Here is a 17,188-nt window from a genome sequence, read left to right as displayed (position 1 = left end):
AAAAAAATTACGCTTTTATGCATTATTTAATTTTCAATAAAAAAATTGAAACACTAAAAAAACTTTTAAAACTCCATAGACAACTTTATCTGTAAAAAAATATATTTTTAATAACAGAAATGAACTTCACAAACTAAAACAATTCCTTACTTTTGCATCTTCCATTTTTTTAAAATCTTATATGAAATTACTATATACTTACATTATCAGACACAAAATGCTCTTATTTTTTGCTTTGATAATGGCTACTATCAACATTTGTTTCAGTTTGTCTGACTCTGTAATTACAGGTAAATTAATGCAAGACTGTGGTGTCGGACTGGCAAAATACAAAGGAAACGAAATCGGATTTATAAAATCTTTAGCTTTCTGGCTTGGTCTTTCGCTTGGTGCAGCCATGATTTCTCGAATTACCAAAAATTTCCAAGATTATTTTACCAATGTGGTTATTCAGCGTACTGGTGCGCAAATGTATACTGACGGTATCAAAAAATCTCTTGATCTTCCTTATGCAGAATTTGAAGATCAGCGAAGTGGTGAAACTTTAAGCAAATTGACAAAAGTTAGAATCGATTCAGAGAAACTGATTACGCTTTCTATCTCTTTAATTTTTCAAACTATTATCGGATTTATATTCGTAATCGTATATGTTGCAAGAATTGATTTTAGAATTTCAATTATCTTTTTAATTACAGCGCCAATTATTGCTTTGGTGAGTTTGTATTTAGGAAAAAAGATCAAAATTGTTTCTCGAAAAATTGTGAATCAAACCAATGCGTTGGCAGGTTCTACAACGGAAAGTTTACGAAACATCGAGTTAGTAAAAAGTCTTGGTTTGACGTATCAAGAAGAAAAACGTTTAAATTTAAATACGTTTAAGATTCTTCAATTAGAATTACAGAAAATCAGATTCATTAGAAGTTTAAGTTTCATCCAAGGAACAACGGTTCATTTCCTAAGAACTTGTGTGGTTTTTGCTTTGTATTATTTCTTGTTTGGAGGAAAAATTATCGTTGGAGATTTATTGACAATGGTCTTTTTTACCTTCTTTATTTTTGGCCCTTTACAAGAATTAGGAAACTTTATTATTGCTTTAAATGAGACTAAAGTTTCAATGGAGAATTTCAAAACCTTATTGAATGCTCCAAAAGAATTCCGTCCGAAAACTCCAAAACACATTGGTGCAATTCAGAAACTGCTTTTCGAAAATGTAAGTTTTCAGCATAAAACAGCCAAATTTAAGGCAGTTGAGAACATCAATTTCGAAATTAAACAAGGCCAGACCGTTGCCTTTGTTGGTCCGTCTGGATCTGGAAAAACGACTTTAGTAAAATTATTAGTTGGATTATATACTCCCGCAGAAGGTCAGGTTTTGTATAATGATATCGATTCAACCGAAATTGATTTATTAGACTTAAGAAAACAACTTGGTTTCGTTACCCAAGACGCTCAATTATTCTCAGGAACAATTCGCGAGAACTTGTTATTTGTTAAGCCAAACGCAACCGACGAAGATTTATACGACGCACTAAAGCGTGCAAGTTGCGATAAATTACTCAGACGTGCGGAAGATGGCTTAAACACCACAATCGGTGAAGGCGGAATTAAAGTTTCGGGTGGAGAAAAACAGCGTCTATCTATCGCAAGAGCTATCCTTAGAAATCCGAATTTATTGATTTTTGATGAAGCTACTTCTGCTTTAGATTCTATTACTGAAGAAGAAATTAATGATACTATTCGAAATATATCAGATAAAAATAGAATTACGGTTTTAATTGCGCATCGTTTATCAACTGTGATGCATGCTGATAGAATTTTTGTTCTAGAACAAGGTAAAATCATTGAGCAAGGCAAACATGAAGATTTGATTGTGGAGAAAGGATTGTATTATGCAATGTGGCGCCAGCAGATTGGGGAGCGTAAATAGTTTTTTTTAGGTTCTGAGGTTCTGAGATGCTAAGGTTCTAAGTTTTTTTATGCCTTATTAGTCATTTCTCCTTCGTCGAAATAACAAATATAAAATACTATAAATGGTAATCTTTTACACACATTATTTGTCATTTCGACGAAGGAGAAATCTCCACAAGTAACTCCGCAACGGGAATCCAATCTTTGTCGAGCTTCTCGCGAAGATTTCTCCTTGGTCGAAATGACATAAAATGAGAGAATACTACAAATAAAAACCCGACAGATTTTAAAAATCTGTCGGGTTTACTTTTATAAAAACTTAGCTTCTTAGAACCTTAGCATCTTTAATTACTTCACAAAATCCACCGCCTTAGCTAAAGCCTCAGCAATTCCATCAACATTTTTACCTCCTGCCGTTGCGAAGAAAGGCTGTCCTCCTCCTCCACCTTGGATATATTTACCTAATTCGCGAACAACTTGTCCTGCGTTTAGGTTTTTGGCTGCTACAATTTCTTTAGAAATGTAACAAGTTAACATTGGTTTTCCTTCATGAGCTGTAGCGAAAACTACAAATAAGTTGTTATAAGAACCACCTAATTCGTAAGCCAAGTCTTTAGCTCCTTCTGGATTTAAGTCAACTTGTTTTGCTAAAAATTGAACGCCATTGATTTCTTGCAATTCTTTTGCCAAATCAGCTTTCATGTTTTTAGCTTTATCTTTTAATAAAGCTTCCAATTGTTTTTTCAACTGAGCATTTTCGTCTTGTAATGCCAAGATTGATTTTACTGGATCTTGAGCATTTTTAAGCGCTTCTTTAATTTCACTTAAAGAAACCGCTTGCGATTCAAAATATTCTTTTGCTGCTTCACTAGTAATTGCTTCAATCCTTCTGATTCCAGCTGCAACTGCACCTTCTGAAACAATTTTAAAGTGCCAGATATCAGATGTATTTGCAACGTGCGTTCCTCCACATAATTCAACAGAGTCTCCAAATTTAATGGTACGAACTAAATCTCCGTATTTCTCTCCAAATAAAGCAATAGCGCCATCTTCAAGTGCCTGCTCTTTCGGAATAGCTCTTTTTTCGATCAATGGCAAACTCTCACGAATCCTTGCATTTACGAAATTTTCTACTTCAACCAATTCTTCATCAGTTACTTTAGCGAAGTGAGAAAAGTCAAAACGCAATGAAGCATTTCTTACCATCGAACCTTTTTGCTCAATATGAGTTCCTAAAATCTTACGTAAAGCTTGGTGCAACAAGTGCGTAGCCGAGTGGTTTGACGAAGTTTTAGCTCTCTGGTTTGCATCAACAACAGCATTAAAAGTTGCTGTAATATTTTCTGGTAACGATTGTGTTAAATGGATTGTTTGGTTATTTTCTTTCTTCGTATCAATGATATAAATGATATCTCCGTTTTGAGCTTCAAGATATCCTTTATCTCCCGTTTGTCCTCCGCTTTCTCCATAAAATGGGGTAGCATTGAAAACCAATTGGAAAATTTCACCATCTTTTGCACTTTCAACTCTACGATATTTTGTAATTTTTACTTGCTGAGATAATCTGTCATATCCAACAAACTCCTGAATATCATCTTCTACTAGCACATTCCAGTCACCAGCAGTTACTTTAGACGCTGCGCGAGATCTTTCTTTTTGCAGTTGCAATTGTTCCTGAAATCCTTCTTCGTCCAGTTTCAATCCTCTTTCAGAAAGAATCAAGGCTGTTAAATCAATTGGGAATCCGTAAGTATCATACAATTCAAATGCTTTTTTACCATCAACAGTATCTCCGTTGTTATTTACAATTACAGCATCTAAAAGAATCAATCCCTGATCTAAAGTTTTTAAGAATGAGTTTTCTTCTTCACGAATTACATTAGAACAAAGTGCTTTCTGCGTTCTGATTTCTGGGAAAGAATCTCCCATCTGCTCGCTTAAAGTTTCAACCAATTTATAGATAAACGGCTCTTTTGTTCCTAAGAAAGTAAATCCGTAACGAATTGCACGACGTAGAATTCTACGAATTACATATCCTGCACCCGTGTTAGATGGCAATTGTCCGTCAGCGATAGCAAAAGCTACAGCACGAACGTGATCTGCAACTACACGAATCGCGATATTCATTTTATTTTGTTCTTCACTAATGCCTGTTACATCATTAGTTGTATATTTTGCACCTGTAATCGTTTCGATTTCTCTAATTAAAGGCATGAAAACATCAGTATCATAATTTGATGTTTTTCCTTGTAATGCCATACACAAACGCTCAAATCCCATTCCGGTATCTACGTGCTGTGCTGGAAGTTTTTCTAGAGAACCATCTGCTTTACGGTTGAATTCCATGAATACGTTATTCCAGATTTCAACAACCTGAGCGTTATCACCATTAACTTCTCCTTTTCCTGGTTTCAGTGCTTTTTCTTCTTCAGAACGTAAGTCAACATGAATTTCAGAACAAGGTCCGCAAGGCCCCTGATCTCCCATTTCCCAGAAATTATCTTTTTTATTTCCTAAAACAATTCGGTCTTCGTCGATTAAAGTCTTCCATATATCCCAAGCTTCTTGGTCAAACGGAACGTTATCTTCTTTACTTCCTTCAAAAACAGAAACATAAAGATTCTCTTTTGGAATCTTGTACACTTCTGTCAATAGTTCCCAAGCCCAGTTGATTGCTTCTTTTTTAAAGTAATCACCAAAAGACCAGTTTCCTAACATTTCGAACATTGTATGGTGGTACGTGTCAATACCTACTTCTTCAAGATCGTTGTGTTTTCCTGAAACACGAAGACATTTTTGTGTATCGGCTATTCTTGGACTTTTTGGAGTTCCGTTTCCTAAGAAAAATTCTTTAAACTGGGCCATCCCCGAGTTATTGAACATTAGGGTTGGGTCGTCTTTAAGAACAATAGGAGCTGAAGGAACAATAGTATGCCCTTTACTCTCAAAAAAATCTAAAAATTGTTTACGTACGTCTTGTGATTTCATATTTAAATTAGAAAAATGTGTCAATTTAATGTGTCAATTTGATAACTAGATGATTAACTAATTTATTCATTTGATGATACGTTAAGTTTTTTATAATGAAATTAAAAAACTTATATTTTAAACAATAAATTGCCTATTTTGCGCATTATCTAATGATAAAATAGCCCCAATATCTAATCATTAATCCTGGTAAAAAAGTATCGAATAACTGAAACAATTAGCAGTTTTATTCGACTAACCTATTTTACAAGGTGCAAAAATAGCGTATTTTAAAATATGGCGAAAGTAAAATATTATTACGACCCAGAAAATCTGGCTTATACAAAAATAAAAACCAGAAAAAGAATAAAAATAGGTTACGCATTACTGTTTTTACTGGCATCGGCACTGTTTGGTTTTTTAGTTTTTGTTCTTTTAATTAACACCCCTTATTTCGAAACTCCAAAAGATCGTTTACAGGCACGCGAAATTGAAAATTTAAAGCTTCAGTATTCTATTTTAAATAAAAAACTGGACGAAATTGATGATGCCGCAGAGGCATTAGAAGAACGTGACAATAATATTTATCGCGTATATTTTAACAAAGCTGAAATTCCAGATTCGATTCGAAAAGCTGGTTTTAGAAGTTCTGACAAATACAAAGCTCTAGAAGGATATAACAATTCTCAATTGGTTTTGAATGCAACAAAAAGAGTGGACAAACTATCGAAGCAGTTGGCAATTCAGTCTAAATCTTTAGATGAAATTTTAAAATTAGCTGGAGCTAAAGAAAATTTATTATTAGCCATTCCTGCCATTCAGCCAGTTCGAAATGAAAATTTAAAACGTGTTGCGTCAGGTTTTGGGTATCGAATTGACCCTTTCACGAAAGTGAGAAAAATGCACAATGGAATGGATTTCACGGCCAATACAGGAGCTCCAATTTACGCAACAGGAGATGGCGTTGTAGAAAGAGCTGACAACACAGCTTCAGGATACGGAAACCATATTGTGATCAGGCATGGTTTTGGATATGAAAGCCTGTATGCCCATTTAAGCAAATACAACTGTCGTCCAGGACAAAGGGTAAAACGTGGTGATGTGATTGGATATGTTGGAAGCACAGGAAGATCTGAAGGTCCGCACTGTCACTACGAAGTGCATAAAGACGGAAAAGTAGTGAATCCGTTGAATTTTTATTATGGAAATATTTCGGCTGTCGAATATGTGGCAATTTCACAAATGGCAAATCAAGAAAATCAATCATTAGATTAATAGTACAAAAAATACTATTTTTGATGTAAAATAGAAAAAAACGAACCATGCATATTGAACTTTCTAAAGACAAAAGATATTACAGTATTGGCGAAGTAGCCAAAGCTTTTAATGTCAATGCCTCTTTGATACGATTTTGGGACAGCGAATTTGACATTCTAAAACCTAAAAAAAATGCAAAGGGAAACAGGATGTTCACTCCCGAAGATATTACCAATCTTCAATTAATCTATCATTTAGTAAAAGAAAGAGGATTTACGCTCGAAGGTGCCAAAACACACTTAAAAGAAGGTCAGAAGAAAACGTTAGATAAATTCGAAATAATACGTAAATTAGAGTCGATAAAAACGCAACTGAACGACATCAAAAACGAATTGTAATTAAAAATAGAAATAAACTTAAATCAAAACAAATATGAAAAAGTGGTTAATCCCTGTAGGAATTATTGTAGCACTTATTGCTATTATCGCATTTTGGTCGATTGGTATTAAAAATACTGCTTTACAACACAGTCAAGCTGTAAATAAAGAATGGGGAAATGTTCAAACGGCTTACCAAAGACGTAATGATCTTATCGGGAATTTAGTAAACACTGTAAAAGGTGCCGCTGACTTTGAAAAAGGAACTTTAACAGCAGTAATCGAAGCTCGTGCAAAAGCTACTTCGGTAACAATTGATCCTAGCAACGTAACTCCAGAACAATTAGCAGCATTCAATCAAGCTCAAAGCGGAGTAAGTTCATCATTATCAAGATTATTGGTTTCTGTTGAACAATATCCTACTTTAAAAGCAAATGAAAACTTCTTGAAACTGCAAGACGAATTGGCAAGTACTGAAAACCAGATTTTAACGGCTAGAACTCGTTTTAACGAAGCTGTACAAGTTTACAACGGTTACATCTTGTCTATTCCTAACAAATGGTTCTTGAGCGAATACAAAGAAAAACCATACTTTGAAGCATCTACTGGAGCTGATAAACCAGTTGAAGTAAAATTCTAAAGTTAGACTGTTAGGCTTCTTAAAATATAAGATTTAGTCAAAAGCATACAATGTACAATCTATCCCGATAGCTATCGGGACTAAAATAATTTCCATGTCAAAAGTAGAAGATTTTTTAACCAAAGAAGAAGAACACGAAATTGTTGAAGCTATTCGCATGGCCGAAAATAATACTTCTGGCGAAATTAGAGTACATATAGAAAAAACAACTTCTAAAGTCCATTTTGATAGGGCTTTAGAAGTTTTTCATGAATTGCGAATGGATGAAACTAAACTCAAAAATGGTGTATTGCTCTATTTTGCAGTTGAAGACAAAAATTTTGTGATTTGCGGCGATAAAGGAATTAATGATGTCGTATCCAACGATTTTTGGGATTGCACTAAAGACATCATGGTAAACCATTTTAAAGCCGGCAATTTTAAACAAGGAATTGTTGATGGCATCTTAAATGCCGGAGAACAGCTCAAAAAATATTTTCCTTCTCAGGAAGATGATGTCAATGAACTATCTAACGAAATCTCAAAAGGATAAACAATGAAAAATTCCCAAATTAAATTCTCAAATTCTAATAGAATTTTTCAGCTTACTTTTTTGTTTATCGCATTATTTATTAGCAATGCTATTTTTGCACAGTTTGAGATTCCCAAAGTTCCAAGCAAACAAACTTCAGTTTACGATTATGCGAATGTTTTAAGTTCATCTGAAAAAGCGCAATTAGAAGAGAAACTAATTCGTTATTCAGACTCGACTACAACTCAAATTGTCGTGATTACCATTGAAAGTTTAAAGGGAGAAGACGTAAGTCAGTTAGCTACAAAATGGGGGCAAGCATGGGGAATTGGAGGAACAAAACAAGATGACAATGGCGTTATTATCTTACTAGCTAAAAACGAAAGAAAGATTGCAATTAATCCCGGATATGGCGTTGAAGATCGTCTAACGGCAGGAATTGGAGGAACAATCATTAGAAATATTATCATACCTGAATTTAAAGCTGGAAGTTTTTACAACGGTCTTGATAAAGGAACTGATGCTATTATTGATGTTTTTAAAGGAAAATTTAAAGGCGAACGCAAACAAACAAAAGGGCAAGACTTTCCTTTTCTACCTTTTATCGTAATTGTTGTAATTGTTTTAATCTTACTATCTCGAAATAAAAGAGGCGGAGGAGGAAATTCTGGCAACAATGGCGGTGGTGGCCCTAGTCTGCTTGACGCTATTATTTTAAGTAATCTTGGAAGAAGCAGTGGCGGATTTGGAGGTTTCGGCGGAGGATCATCTGGTGGTGGTTTCGGCGGAGGCGGAGGTTTCGGCGGCGGATTTGGCGGTGGAGGTTTCTCTGGCGGAGGATCTAGCGGAGGCTGGTAATTTATTCTGGTTCTAATTTTCTTTGTTTCAAGTTTCAAGTTTAGGTTTCAATCTTAAAAAATCATACATTTACATTTTACAATTTATTAATAGATGTTATCACATAAAGCAAAATACGCCCTTAAGGCCTTACTTTATTTAGCAGAACAAGACGAAAATCACATTTCTAGAACGGTAGAAATTGCTGATGGCGCTAACATTCCTAAAAAGTTTTTAGAACAAATTCTTTTAGATCTAAAACGAGGACGTTTTGTGAGCAGTAAGCAAGGAAAATTTGGTGGATATTATCTGATAAAATCTAAAAATGACATTACGCTGGCAGAAATTCACCGATTATTTGACGGTGCAATTGCACTTTTGCCATGTGCTTCTTTAAATTTTTACGAGCCTTGTTCTGATTGTAAAACCGAGTCTGAATGCAGTCTGCGTCACGGTTTGATGCTAATTAGAGATAAAACTTTGAAGGCTATGGAAGGCATCACAATCGCTTCATTGGTAAAAAAATAAAAAAATATTTTCTAAAGTCTAGTAAATCGATAGAATTAATTATATATTTGCCAAAAATAATTAACTAATCATTTACAAAATTTTAACTCATGAAAGTACATTCTAGTAAATCAGGTGGACAAAATCTTTTGCAAAAAAAACATAATTATAATTTCACAACCGTGAATGCTGTTTCATCTATGATGTGTATGTGTTGGTAAAAAAAATTTAATTTTAAATTCTACTAATCACATATACTTAATATAAAAATGAAAACATCTATAAAAAATATCTTTACAATACTTGCCGTTTTAACGTTCTCAATCTCATTTGCTCAAAAAATTGAAGGGGTTGTAACTACAGATCAAAATATTCCTTTAGAAGCAGCCAATGTGGTAATTAAAGGAACAACTTTTAGCGCTATTACAGATTCTGAAGGAAGATTTGCAATAGAATCACAAGGAAAATTACCTGTTACACTTTTAGTTCAATATATTGGCTACAATACTGCCGAACTTGAAATTACTTCTATCCCAGCTTCGCCACTATTGGTTACTTTACGTGAAGAAAACAAACTTGTCGAAGTAGTTGTTTCTTCTAGAAGAAGAATCGAAAAAGTACAAGATGTGCCAATTGCCGTTTCTGTTGTAACAGGAAAACAAGCTGAAGCAGCGGGAGCATTTAATGTAAACCGTATCAAAGAATTGGTTCCTTCTGTACAATTGTATTCTTCTAACCCTAGAAATACCGGAATCAACATTAGAAGCTTAGGTTCTCCATTCGGACTTACAAATGACGGTATCGATCCTGGAGTTGGTTTCTATGTAGATGGTGTGTATTATGCTCGTCCTGCAGCAACTACTTTAGATTTTATCGATGTAGAACAAATTGAGGTATTACGTGGTCCGCAAGGTTCTTTATTTGGAAAAAACACAACTTCTGGAGCTTTCAATATTACATCTCGCAAACCAAGTTTTACAACTGGTGCCGATTTCGAATTGAGTTATGGTAATTATGCTTTTTTACAAGCTAAAGCCTCTATCACAGGAGCATTAGGGAAAAAAGTTGCTGGTCGTTTATCTTTCTCTGGAACACAACGCGATGGATTAATCGATAACATTGTTACTGGAAGACCAACAAACACTTTGAATAATCAAGGTTTTAGAGGACAATTATTATGGACTCCTACTGAAAATACAAATATTACTTTTGCAGGAGATCTTACAACACAGCGTCCTGACGGATATGCGCAGGTTGTTGCTGGTGTTGCTCCTACTCAGAGAGCTGCATACCGTCAGTTTGATGCTATTATTAAAGATTTAAATTACCAATTGCCAAGTTTAAATGCTTTTGATCGTAAAATAGACCACGATACACCTTGGCGTTCTGGACAAGATTTAGGAGGAGTTTCATTAAACATTGATACAAAAATTGGAGGCGGAACCCTTACTTCTACAACAGCTTGGCGTTTCTGGAACTGGGATCCATCAAATGATAGAGATTTTACAGGATTACAAGTTTTAGCTAAATCTCAGAATCCAACAAGACAAACTCAGATTACACAAGAAGTTCGTTATGCTGGACAATTGACATCAAAAATTAGTGGTGTTGGTGGAGTATTCTTTATCGATCAGACTTCTCAAACAGATGGTACAGAAGAATCTGGTAATGCACAATGGAGATTCTCTCAAAGTACAACGAGTCCGTTATGGAAAACACCAGGCCTTTTTGAAGGTTACGGAATTAAAACCGATGCAAGAATTAGAGCTTCTAGTGCTGCAGTATTCGGACAGCTTGATTGGGCTGTTACAGAGAGATTTCACATTTTACCTGGTTTGAGATATAATTTTGATAAAAAAGATGCAAGTTATTCTCGTAAAACTTACGGAGGTCTTCAAACTACAGATCCTGCCTTATTGGCTTTGAAAAAATCAGTTTACTCAGATCAAGCATTTGATTCTAATACAGACAATACAGATTTTTCTGGAAACTTAACGCTTACTTATAAAGCATCTGATAAAATCAATGTTTACGCAACTTATGCCAAAACTTACAAACCTGTTGGGGTTAACGTAGCTGGACTTCCAACAAATGCAGCTGGTCAGCCAATGACAGAACTTGCGGTAGTTAAACCAGAAAAAGTAAATCATTATGAGGTTGGAGTTAAAACTTCTCCGTTCAAAAACTCAATTTTCAACTTAACGTTCTTTAATACTGATATCAAAGATTTCCAAACTAACGTTCAAGCAGCTGAATTGGGTGTAAACCGTGGTTATCTTGCGAATGCAGATAAAGTGCGTGTAAGAGGTGCAGAATTGGATGCAAGTTTTGTCATTAGCTCACACTTAACTATTAATGGTGCTGCAACTTATACAGATGGTAAATATGTGAAATTTACAAATGCGCCACTTCCATTAGAAGAAACTGGAGCGCCAGTTGCCTTCAAAGATGTTTCTGGAACTGAGTTGCCAGGTGCTTCAAGATGGGCTGGTTCTCTTGGAGGTGAACTTTCAGACAATGCAAGATTCTTTGGTAATGCTGGAAAAATCTTCTTTGCTGCTGACGGATATGCCCGTTCTGAATTTTCTTCAAGCCCTTCGGCTTCAAAATATTTAGTAGTACAAGGTTATGCAATCTTTAATGCTCGTTTAGGTTTCCGCGCTTCGCAAGGTTTATCTATTCAGATTTGGGGAAGAAACCTTTTAAATAAAGATTACTACGAGCAATTATTGCCTGCAGGTGGTAACTCAGGTCAATATGCTGGAGTCCTTGGTGATCAAAGAACTTACGGAGTTACATTTAAGTATTCTCTGTAAGGTGGTTAGTTAGTTTTAGTATTAAAAAGAGGCATATTTAAAAATGTGCCTCTTTTTTTATTTCACAAAAAAAAATTCAAAACAAATTTTAAAATAGAAAGAAATAAGATCATTTATATAAATTCGCAGCTTGAATTTATAGTTTTTGAACAGATCTTTTAAATTACTTTTCATCATACTCTTTGTTTGCCAATTCATTACAGGGCAAAGCCAAAGAAATATCGACCAGCAGACTTTGACCTGGATTCGATATTATAATATTTTTCCATTATCCGAAAAATGGGCTCTTCATTCTGAATTTGATAATCGAAGCTTTGTAAATCCTGTTCATGAAAATCTTTTTGTTATAAGATCTCAAGCTCGTTACAGATCAACTAAGATGATGGATTTTGGTGCTGGATTTGCCTTTTTTAGCGTAAATACCCAGAATCCAAACATTGATCCTGATTTTTCTATTCCCGAATATCGTGCACAGCAAGATCTTACTTTAATAAATGATATTGCCAAAATAACTTTTCATAATCGTTTTCAACTCGAAGAGCGCTTCATTCAAAAAGCAGACAAAAACGGACTTTTAGATGAATTCTCATTTGCTTACAGATTCAGATACCGATTACAATCAATGTTTACTCTTTGGGAAAAAGAAGGAAGAAGCATAAAAGGAACCATTTCTGATGAAGTCTTATTCAATTTCGGAAAAGACAACCGAAGAAATACTTTCGATCAAAACCGTTTTTACGTTGCTTTGCGTTATCATTTCAATCCAAATCTTGGTTTAGAATTGGGTTATTTAAAGAACCTCCAAAGACGAGCAAGCGGTATAGATTTCTACGATCGTGATATTATCAGATTTACGGTTTATCATAGGATTAATCGGAAAAAGTTATGAGTTATGAGTTATACAAAAAATGCCTATCAAATTAATTTGACAGGCATTTTTTAAACCTTTGAATCTTTGCTCCTTAGAACCTTAGCATCTTAGAACCTAAAAATCAAGATCCCCTCTGTCTTCTTCCTCCTTTTTTGCTTTCGGCGAAATTTCCAATTTTATAAGCTAAAGAAAACATTACATAACGTTTTAAAACTGTATTTTCTTCATCTCGGATAGAAGTTGGCGAAATAGTTCTTGTTGCACTTTGATTCTGATTTAAAACATCATACACTTTCACTTTAGCATACAATTTTTTATCTAGAAATCCGTATGATAAACTCGTATTCCAAAGGAAGAAATCCTTCTTGAAATCGTCTGAGATATTAGAATTATAAGTGTATCCGAAATCATTTCCGAAAATTAAATTAGCTGGCCAATAAGATGTTGTCTGCAAATTAATTCTGTGAATCACGTTTGAAGTCGCATCTCTTGAATAGTTTTCATATCGAGTTTCATTGTATGATAAACTATAAGACGGCGCAATCGAAAGCACTTCTCCGTAATCGTAAGAAGCGTAAACACTTGGCGTTACTACAACCGATTTAGCATAATACATAACAGCATTTGTAAACCCTTTGTCAAAATTATAATTACCGCTTAAACGCAGACCATATCTTAAAGTATGTGCATCTTTTTTAATTTGCTGATTCCAGTTTCCTCCAAGCGAAGCCGAATAAGTTCCCGAAATATTTACATAAGTCGTATTTCTTTTTCCGCTATCATCATAAATCGAAGTAGAAACAATATCATTATTATAATAATCTCCTTTAAGAAATAAACTGTAACCTGAACGCGTTCTAAAATCAAAATTCTTAAAATCGATACCTGCAGTGTTTTTTTCAATCGGATCTAGATTTGGATTTCCTATTACACTATTCAATGGATTGTTCAAATCTGCAACTGGCATTAATTGCGTTGCCGACGGAAGCGCATTAGAATAATCATATTTGAAAGTTAAGTTTTTAGAGCGGTTGAATTTGTATCGAAGCTGTGCCGTTCCGTAAGGCAGCATATATCTCTTATTCAAATCTGTAGCTTGATTTAAATAAAAAGAATGATTATCAAACTCCACAATTGATGTTCTCGAATTCACATTCAGCGTAAATTTACTTTTCTGCCAAGTAATACCCACTTTTGGCGTAATAGAATTTTGCTTTGATTTGGTATAATTGGTCAACGATAAATTTAAATCTGAATATTCTTGCGAAGCATCATCAAAATTAAATGTCTTTTGATCGTTCATCGAACTTTGCCAATCAAAATCGGTTCCAAAACGTAATCTTAGCGAATCCGTTACAGGCTCTGTATATTCTAAGTCAAGCGAATAAGCATCACTTTTAGAAGTATTTTTTGCATTCTGATTTCTTTCGTCGTTTGGTTTATTGTCCTGATAAAAAATAGTCTCCGAAATATTGATTCCGTTCGAATCATTTTTAGTGTTATTGTTATTAAAAACTACACTTAAATTTCGCGATTGCTTTTTAAAAGTTTTGTTGAAATTAATACTGTTGGCGAAACTCGTATTAGAACTTTCAGTATGCGATGTTGCCGTACTTTCGTTCAATGCATCACCATTTTCATTTTCAGAAGAAGTCGAGGACGAAGAATTGCTATTTGATTCTGATAAATTCAATTTAGGAGCAAAAACAATCTGCATAGTAGGATTGATTTTGTATTCTAACTCAAAATTAACTTTGTTGCCTGTATTTTCATTTCTAGTTTTAGAATCTGCTTCAGTTAAAATATTTCCTGTCGGTAAAAAACTAAGCTGATTCGATTTGCTTTCGTTTTTAGTCACCGCGTTTGTAAAATTGTAGCTGCTCATGAACTCCAAATCTTTTGTCCAGTCATCTGAATAATTAATTCCCGCAAGAGTAGACTGCGTAATTCCTTTTCCTCCACTGCCAGCGCCTTGACTGCCACCTTTTGTATTTCTTCCGCCTCCCATATTATCAAAAACCTCATCCATAGCAAATCCGGTTGAGTTGATATTATTGGCCGAAGCTAATACACTTATTTTCTGTTTGTTTTTGAAAAAGTTCATCATTAAACTGCTTTCGTAGCGTTCATCCGAACCATATCCGCCAAGAACTTTACCGAAGTAGCCTTTATTTTTCTTTTCGTCAATTGTGATATTTATGCTCGAATAATCAGAAGTAGATTCTTGCTTAGCCAGCTCTTCTTTTTTGGTTTTAAAATCAGAAACTTGAACTTTTTTAATAATATCAGCCGGAAGGTTTTTAATGGCAATAGCTCCATCTTTATCAAAAAATGCTTTTCCGTTGACTAAAACCTGATTGACTTCTCGCCCATTTACCGTAATTTTTCCTGTATTATCGACATCAAAGCCGGGCAATTGCTTCAATAAAGTTTCCACATTTGCATCTGGGCGAACTTTATAGGAACCGGCATTAAATTCAAGAGTGTCTTTTTTAATGGTAATTGGCGGTGCTTCACTTTTAATTACCACTTCATTTAAAACGTTCGCATTTTCAAGCATGTACAATTTACCAAAGTCTTTACTTTCTGTAAGTCCTTTTTGTTCCTCAAAATAAGCTTGGTATCCCGTATAATTTACTTTTAAGAAAACTGGCTTATCATACTTTTTAGTATTGATAATAAAATTTCCGTTTTTATCTGTTGTAGCATATTCAATAATAGTTGAATCTTTTACTGTTGTAAAATAAACGGTGGCGAGTTCTAAAGGAAGTTGGGAGTTGATATCTACCACAGTTCCTTTAATAACGATATTGTTTTGGGCATTTGCCGAATATACAAAAGCTAAAAACAACAAAAGTGAATAAATTCTGGTCATAAAATTAGGTTAGTTAGATCAGTAAGACTTAAAAAAATGCAAAAGGTTTAATTGTATTTTTTACATTTATTCAAATATAATGCCAATAAAAAATTGATCCTTTAATTATCTAGACACCAAACATAAAAAAATCCCCTATTTGAGGGGATTCTTTTTTTTATTTTTCTCTGATGTAAATATCGATCGGAACTCCTGCGAAATCCCATTTCTCTCGAATTTTATTTTCTAAATATCTTTTATAAGGTTCTTTTACATATTGAGGCATATTAGCAAAAAATACAAACTGAGGTGTTTGCGTTGGCAATTGCATACAATATTTAATCTTTACATATTTTCCTTTTGTTGCTGGTGGCGGATACGCTTCAATTACTTTCAACATATACTCGTTGAATTTTGAAGTTGCAATTCTTTGTTTTCTGTTTTCATAAACTTGAACTGTTGCTTCAAGCGCTTTTAATAAACGCTGTTTCGTTAAAGCAGAGACGAATAAAATTGGCACATCTGTAAAAGGCATCAATTCTTTTTTGATTTTCTCTTCGTAATCACGCGTAGACATAGTGTCTTTTTCTACTAAGTCCCATTTGTTTACCAAAATCACAACACCTTTACGGTTTTTCTCTGCCAACCAAAAAATACTTTGATCCTGACCTTCAAATCCACGTGTTGCATCAATCACTAAGATACAGATATCAGCATGTTCGATTGCACGTACAGAACGCATTACAGAGTAAAACTCTAAATCTTCTTTTACTTTTGCTTTACGACGAATTCCCGCAGTATCAACCAAGTTAAATTCGAAACCAAAACGGTCAAATTTTGTATCAATTGCGTCACGAGTTGTTCCTGCAATATCTGTTACAATATAACGATCTTTACCAATTAAGGCATTGATAAAACTAGATTTTCCTGCATTCGGACGTCCTACAACTGCAAAACGTGGTAAATCTTCTTTAACCTCAACCTCTGGTTTTTCTGGAAAAGCATCGATTAAAGCATCCAATAAATCTCCTGTTCCACTTCCTGAAATACTTGCAAATGTGAAATAATCTCCTAAACCAAGATTATAAAACTCAACTGCATCTTTTTCACGCATTGCGTTATCTACTTTGTTTACAGCCAATAAAACTGGTTTTGTTACTTTACGAAGCAATTTTGCAACAGTTTCATCCATTGGCGTAATTCCTTCTTCAACATCAACCACAAAAATAATAACATCGGCTTCGTCGATAGCAAGTTCTACTTGTTTACGGATTTCGCCTTCAAATACGTCATCGCTTCCGCGTACGTATCCACCGGTATCAATGACAGAAAACTCTTTTCCGTTCCACTCGCTTTTACCATAGTTTCTATCACGGGTAACCCCAGATACTGAATCTACAATAGCTTCTCTTCTTTGTATCAGCCTATTAAAAAGGGTTGATTTCCCCACATTAGGTCTTCCTACTATCGCAACAATGTTATTACTCATTTTATTGAATTTTAGATTTTAGACTTTAGATCTCAGATTCTTAGCTTCCTAAAAACCTAATCACTTGTAATCCAAAATGCCTTATTTAAATTTTTTGCAAAGGTAGTTAAAAAAAGTTGCTGAGACGCTAAGTTTCTTAGTACCTAAGTTTTTA

12 protein-coding genes are annotated in these 17,188 nt (G+C 34.4%); 9 read left to right on the top strand and 3 right to left on the bottom strand.

Going from position 1 to position 17,188, the window contains the following annotated elements; all coding sequences use genetic code 11:
• Nucleotides 1-181: 181 nt before the first annotated feature.
• Nucleotides 182-1,927 carry an ABC transporter ATP-binding protein gene (locus OZP10_RS13525; RefSeq protein WP_281631350.1) on the top strand — a complete coding sequence of 582 codons (1,746 nt, stop codon included), beginning with the start codon at nucleotides 182-184 and terminating at the stop codon, nucleotides 1,925-1,927.
• 329 nt (nucleotides 1,928-2,256) lie between these two features.
• Here the strand turns inward: OZP10_RS13525 and alaS are convergent, their stop codons facing one another.
• Entirely contained in the window at nucleotides 2,257-4,896 is a 2,640-nt protein-coding gene (gene alaS / locus OZP10_RS13520) for an alanine--tRNA ligase (protein WP_281631349.1), read from the bottom strand.
• A gap of 276 nt (nucleotides 4,897-5,172) precedes the next feature.
• Between alaS and OZP10_RS13515 the strand changes: the two genes are divergently transcribed.
• From OZP10_RS13515 to OZP10_RS13480, 8 genes are all read left to right on the top strand, one after another.
• Nucleotides 5,173-6,150 carry a M23 family metallopeptidase gene (locus OZP10_RS13515; protein WP_281631348.1) on the top strand — a complete coding sequence of 326 codons (978 nt, stop codon included), beginning with the start codon at nucleotides 5,173-5,175 and terminating at the stop codon, nucleotides 6,148-6,150.
• Between the two features lie 47 nt (nucleotides 6,151-6,197).
• Nucleotides 6,198-6,530 carry a MerR family transcriptional regulator gene (locus OZP10_RS13510; RefSeq protein ID WP_012023968.1) on the top strand — a complete coding sequence of 111 codons (333 nt, stop codon included), beginning with the start codon at nucleotides 6,198-6,200 and terminating at the stop codon, nucleotides 6,528-6,530.
• 34 nt (nucleotides 6,531-6,564) lie between these two features.
• Nucleotides 6,565-7,149 carry a LemA family protein gene (locus OZP10_RS13505; RefSeq protein ID WP_111364205.1) on the top strand — a complete coding sequence of 195 codons (585 nt, stop codon included), beginning with the start codon at nucleotides 6,565-6,567 and terminating at the stop codon, nucleotides 7,147-7,149.
• 94 nt (nucleotides 7,150-7,243) lie between these two features.
• Nucleotides 7,244-7,681: a TPM domain-containing protein gene (locus OZP10_RS13500; RefSeq protein ID WP_281631347.1), complete on the top strand. Its 438-nt coding sequence runs from the start codon at nucleotides 7,244-7,246 to the stop codon at nucleotides 7,679-7,681.
• 3 nt (nucleotides 7,682-7,684) lie between these two features.
• Nucleotides 7,685-8,518 carry a TPM domain-containing protein gene (locus tag OZP10_RS13495; RefSeq protein WP_281631346.1) on the top strand — a complete coding sequence of 278 codons (834 nt, stop codon included), beginning with the start codon at nucleotides 7,685-7,687 and terminating at the stop codon, nucleotides 8,516-8,518.
• Nucleotides 8,519-8,611: 93 nt separating this feature from the next.
• The gene (locus OZP10_RS13490) at nucleotides 8,612-9,025 is read left to right on the top strand and encodes an RrF2 family transcriptional regulator (protein ID WP_012023964.1); all 414 of its coding nucleotides are present in this window, start codon (nucleotides 8,612-8,614) and stop codon (nucleotides 9,023-9,025) included.
• A gap of 248 nt (nucleotides 9,026-9,273) precedes the next feature.
• Nucleotides 9,274-11,820: a TonB-dependent receptor gene (locus tag OZP10_RS13485; protein WP_281631345.1), complete on the top strand. Its 2,547-nt coding sequence runs from the start codon at nucleotides 9,274-9,276 to the stop codon at nucleotides 11,818-11,820.
• Nucleotides 11,821-11,965: 145 nt separating this feature from the next.
• Nucleotides 11,966-12,709, top strand: a complete 744-nt coding sequence (locus OZP10_RS13480) for a DUF2490 domain-containing protein (protein ID WP_281631344.1) — start codon at nucleotides 11,966-11,968, stop codon at nucleotides 12,707-12,709.
• Nucleotides 12,710-12,812: 103 nt separating this feature from the next.
• Here the strand turns inward: OZP10_RS13480 and OZP10_RS13475 are convergent, their stop codons facing one another.
• Both OZP10_RS13475 and der read right to left on the bottom strand, forming a co-directional pair.
• On the bottom strand, nucleotides 12,813-15,566 hold the full coding sequence (locus OZP10_RS13475; protein ID WP_281631343.1) for an outer membrane beta-barrel protein: 2,754 nt from the start codon (nucleotides 15,564-15,566) through the stop codon (nucleotides 12,813-12,815).
• Between the two features lie 157 nt (nucleotides 15,567-15,723).
• Nucleotides 15,724-17,034: a ribosome biogenesis GTPase Der gene (der, locus tag OZP10_RS13470; RefSeq protein WP_281631342.1), complete on the bottom strand. Its 1,311-nt coding sequence runs from the start codon at nucleotides 17,032-17,034 to the stop codon at nucleotides 15,724-15,726.
• Between the last annotated feature and the right edge of the window lie 154 nt (nucleotides 17,035-17,188).

This window comes from Flavobacterium luteolum (assembly GCF_027111275.1).
Lineage (GTDB): Bacteria > Bacteroidota > Bacteroidia > Flavobacteriales > Flavobacteriaceae > Flavobacterium > Flavobacterium luteolum.
Note: the sequence above shows the minus strand (reverse complement) of the source record. Positions and strands in the feature narration are given on the sequence as shown.

What these genes read in the sequence shown, in the direction of transcription:
- OZP10_RS13525 (WP_281631350.1), top strand. Translation starts at nt 182, where the DNA reads ATGAAATTACTATATACTTACATTATCAGACACAAAATGCTCTTATTT.
- alaS (WP_281631349.1), bottom strand. Translation starts at nt 4,896, where the DNA reads ATGAAATCACAAGACGTACGTAAACAATTTTTAGATTTTTTTGAGAGT.
- OZP10_RS13515 (WP_281631348.1), top strand. Translation starts at nt 5,173, where the DNA reads ATGGCGAAAGTAAAATATTATTACGACCCAGAAAATCTGGCTTATACA.
- OZP10_RS13510 (WP_012023968.1), top strand. Translation starts at nt 6,198, where the DNA reads ATGCATATTGAACTTTCTAAAGACAAAAGATATTACAGTATTGGCGAA.
- OZP10_RS13505 (WP_111364205.1), top strand. Translation starts at nt 6,565, where the DNA reads ATGAAAAAGTGGTTAATCCCTGTAGGAATTATTGTAGCACTTATTGCT.
- OZP10_RS13500 (WP_281631347.1), top strand. Translation starts at nt 7,244, where the DNA reads ATGTCAAAAGTAGAAGATTTTTTAACCAAAGAAGAAGAACACGAAATT.
- OZP10_RS13495 (WP_281631346.1), top strand. Translation starts at nt 7,685, where the DNA reads ATGAAAAATTCCCAAATTAAATTCTCAAATTCTAATAGAATTTTTCAG.
- OZP10_RS13490 (WP_012023964.1), top strand. Translation starts at nt 8,612, where the DNA reads ATGTTATCACATAAAGCAAAATACGCCCTTAAGGCCTTACTTTATTTA.
- OZP10_RS13485 (WP_281631345.1), top strand. Translation starts at nt 9,274, where the DNA reads ATGAAAACATCTATAAAAAATATCTTTACAATACTTGCCGTTTTAACG.
- OZP10_RS13475 (WP_281631343.1), bottom strand. Translation starts at nt 15,566, where the DNA reads ATGACCAGAATTTATTCACTTTTGTTGTTTTTAGCTTTTGTATATTCG.
- der (WP_281631342.1), bottom strand. Translation starts at nt 17,034, where the DNA reads ATGAGTAATAACATTGTTGCGATAGTAGGAAGACCTAATGTGGGGAAA.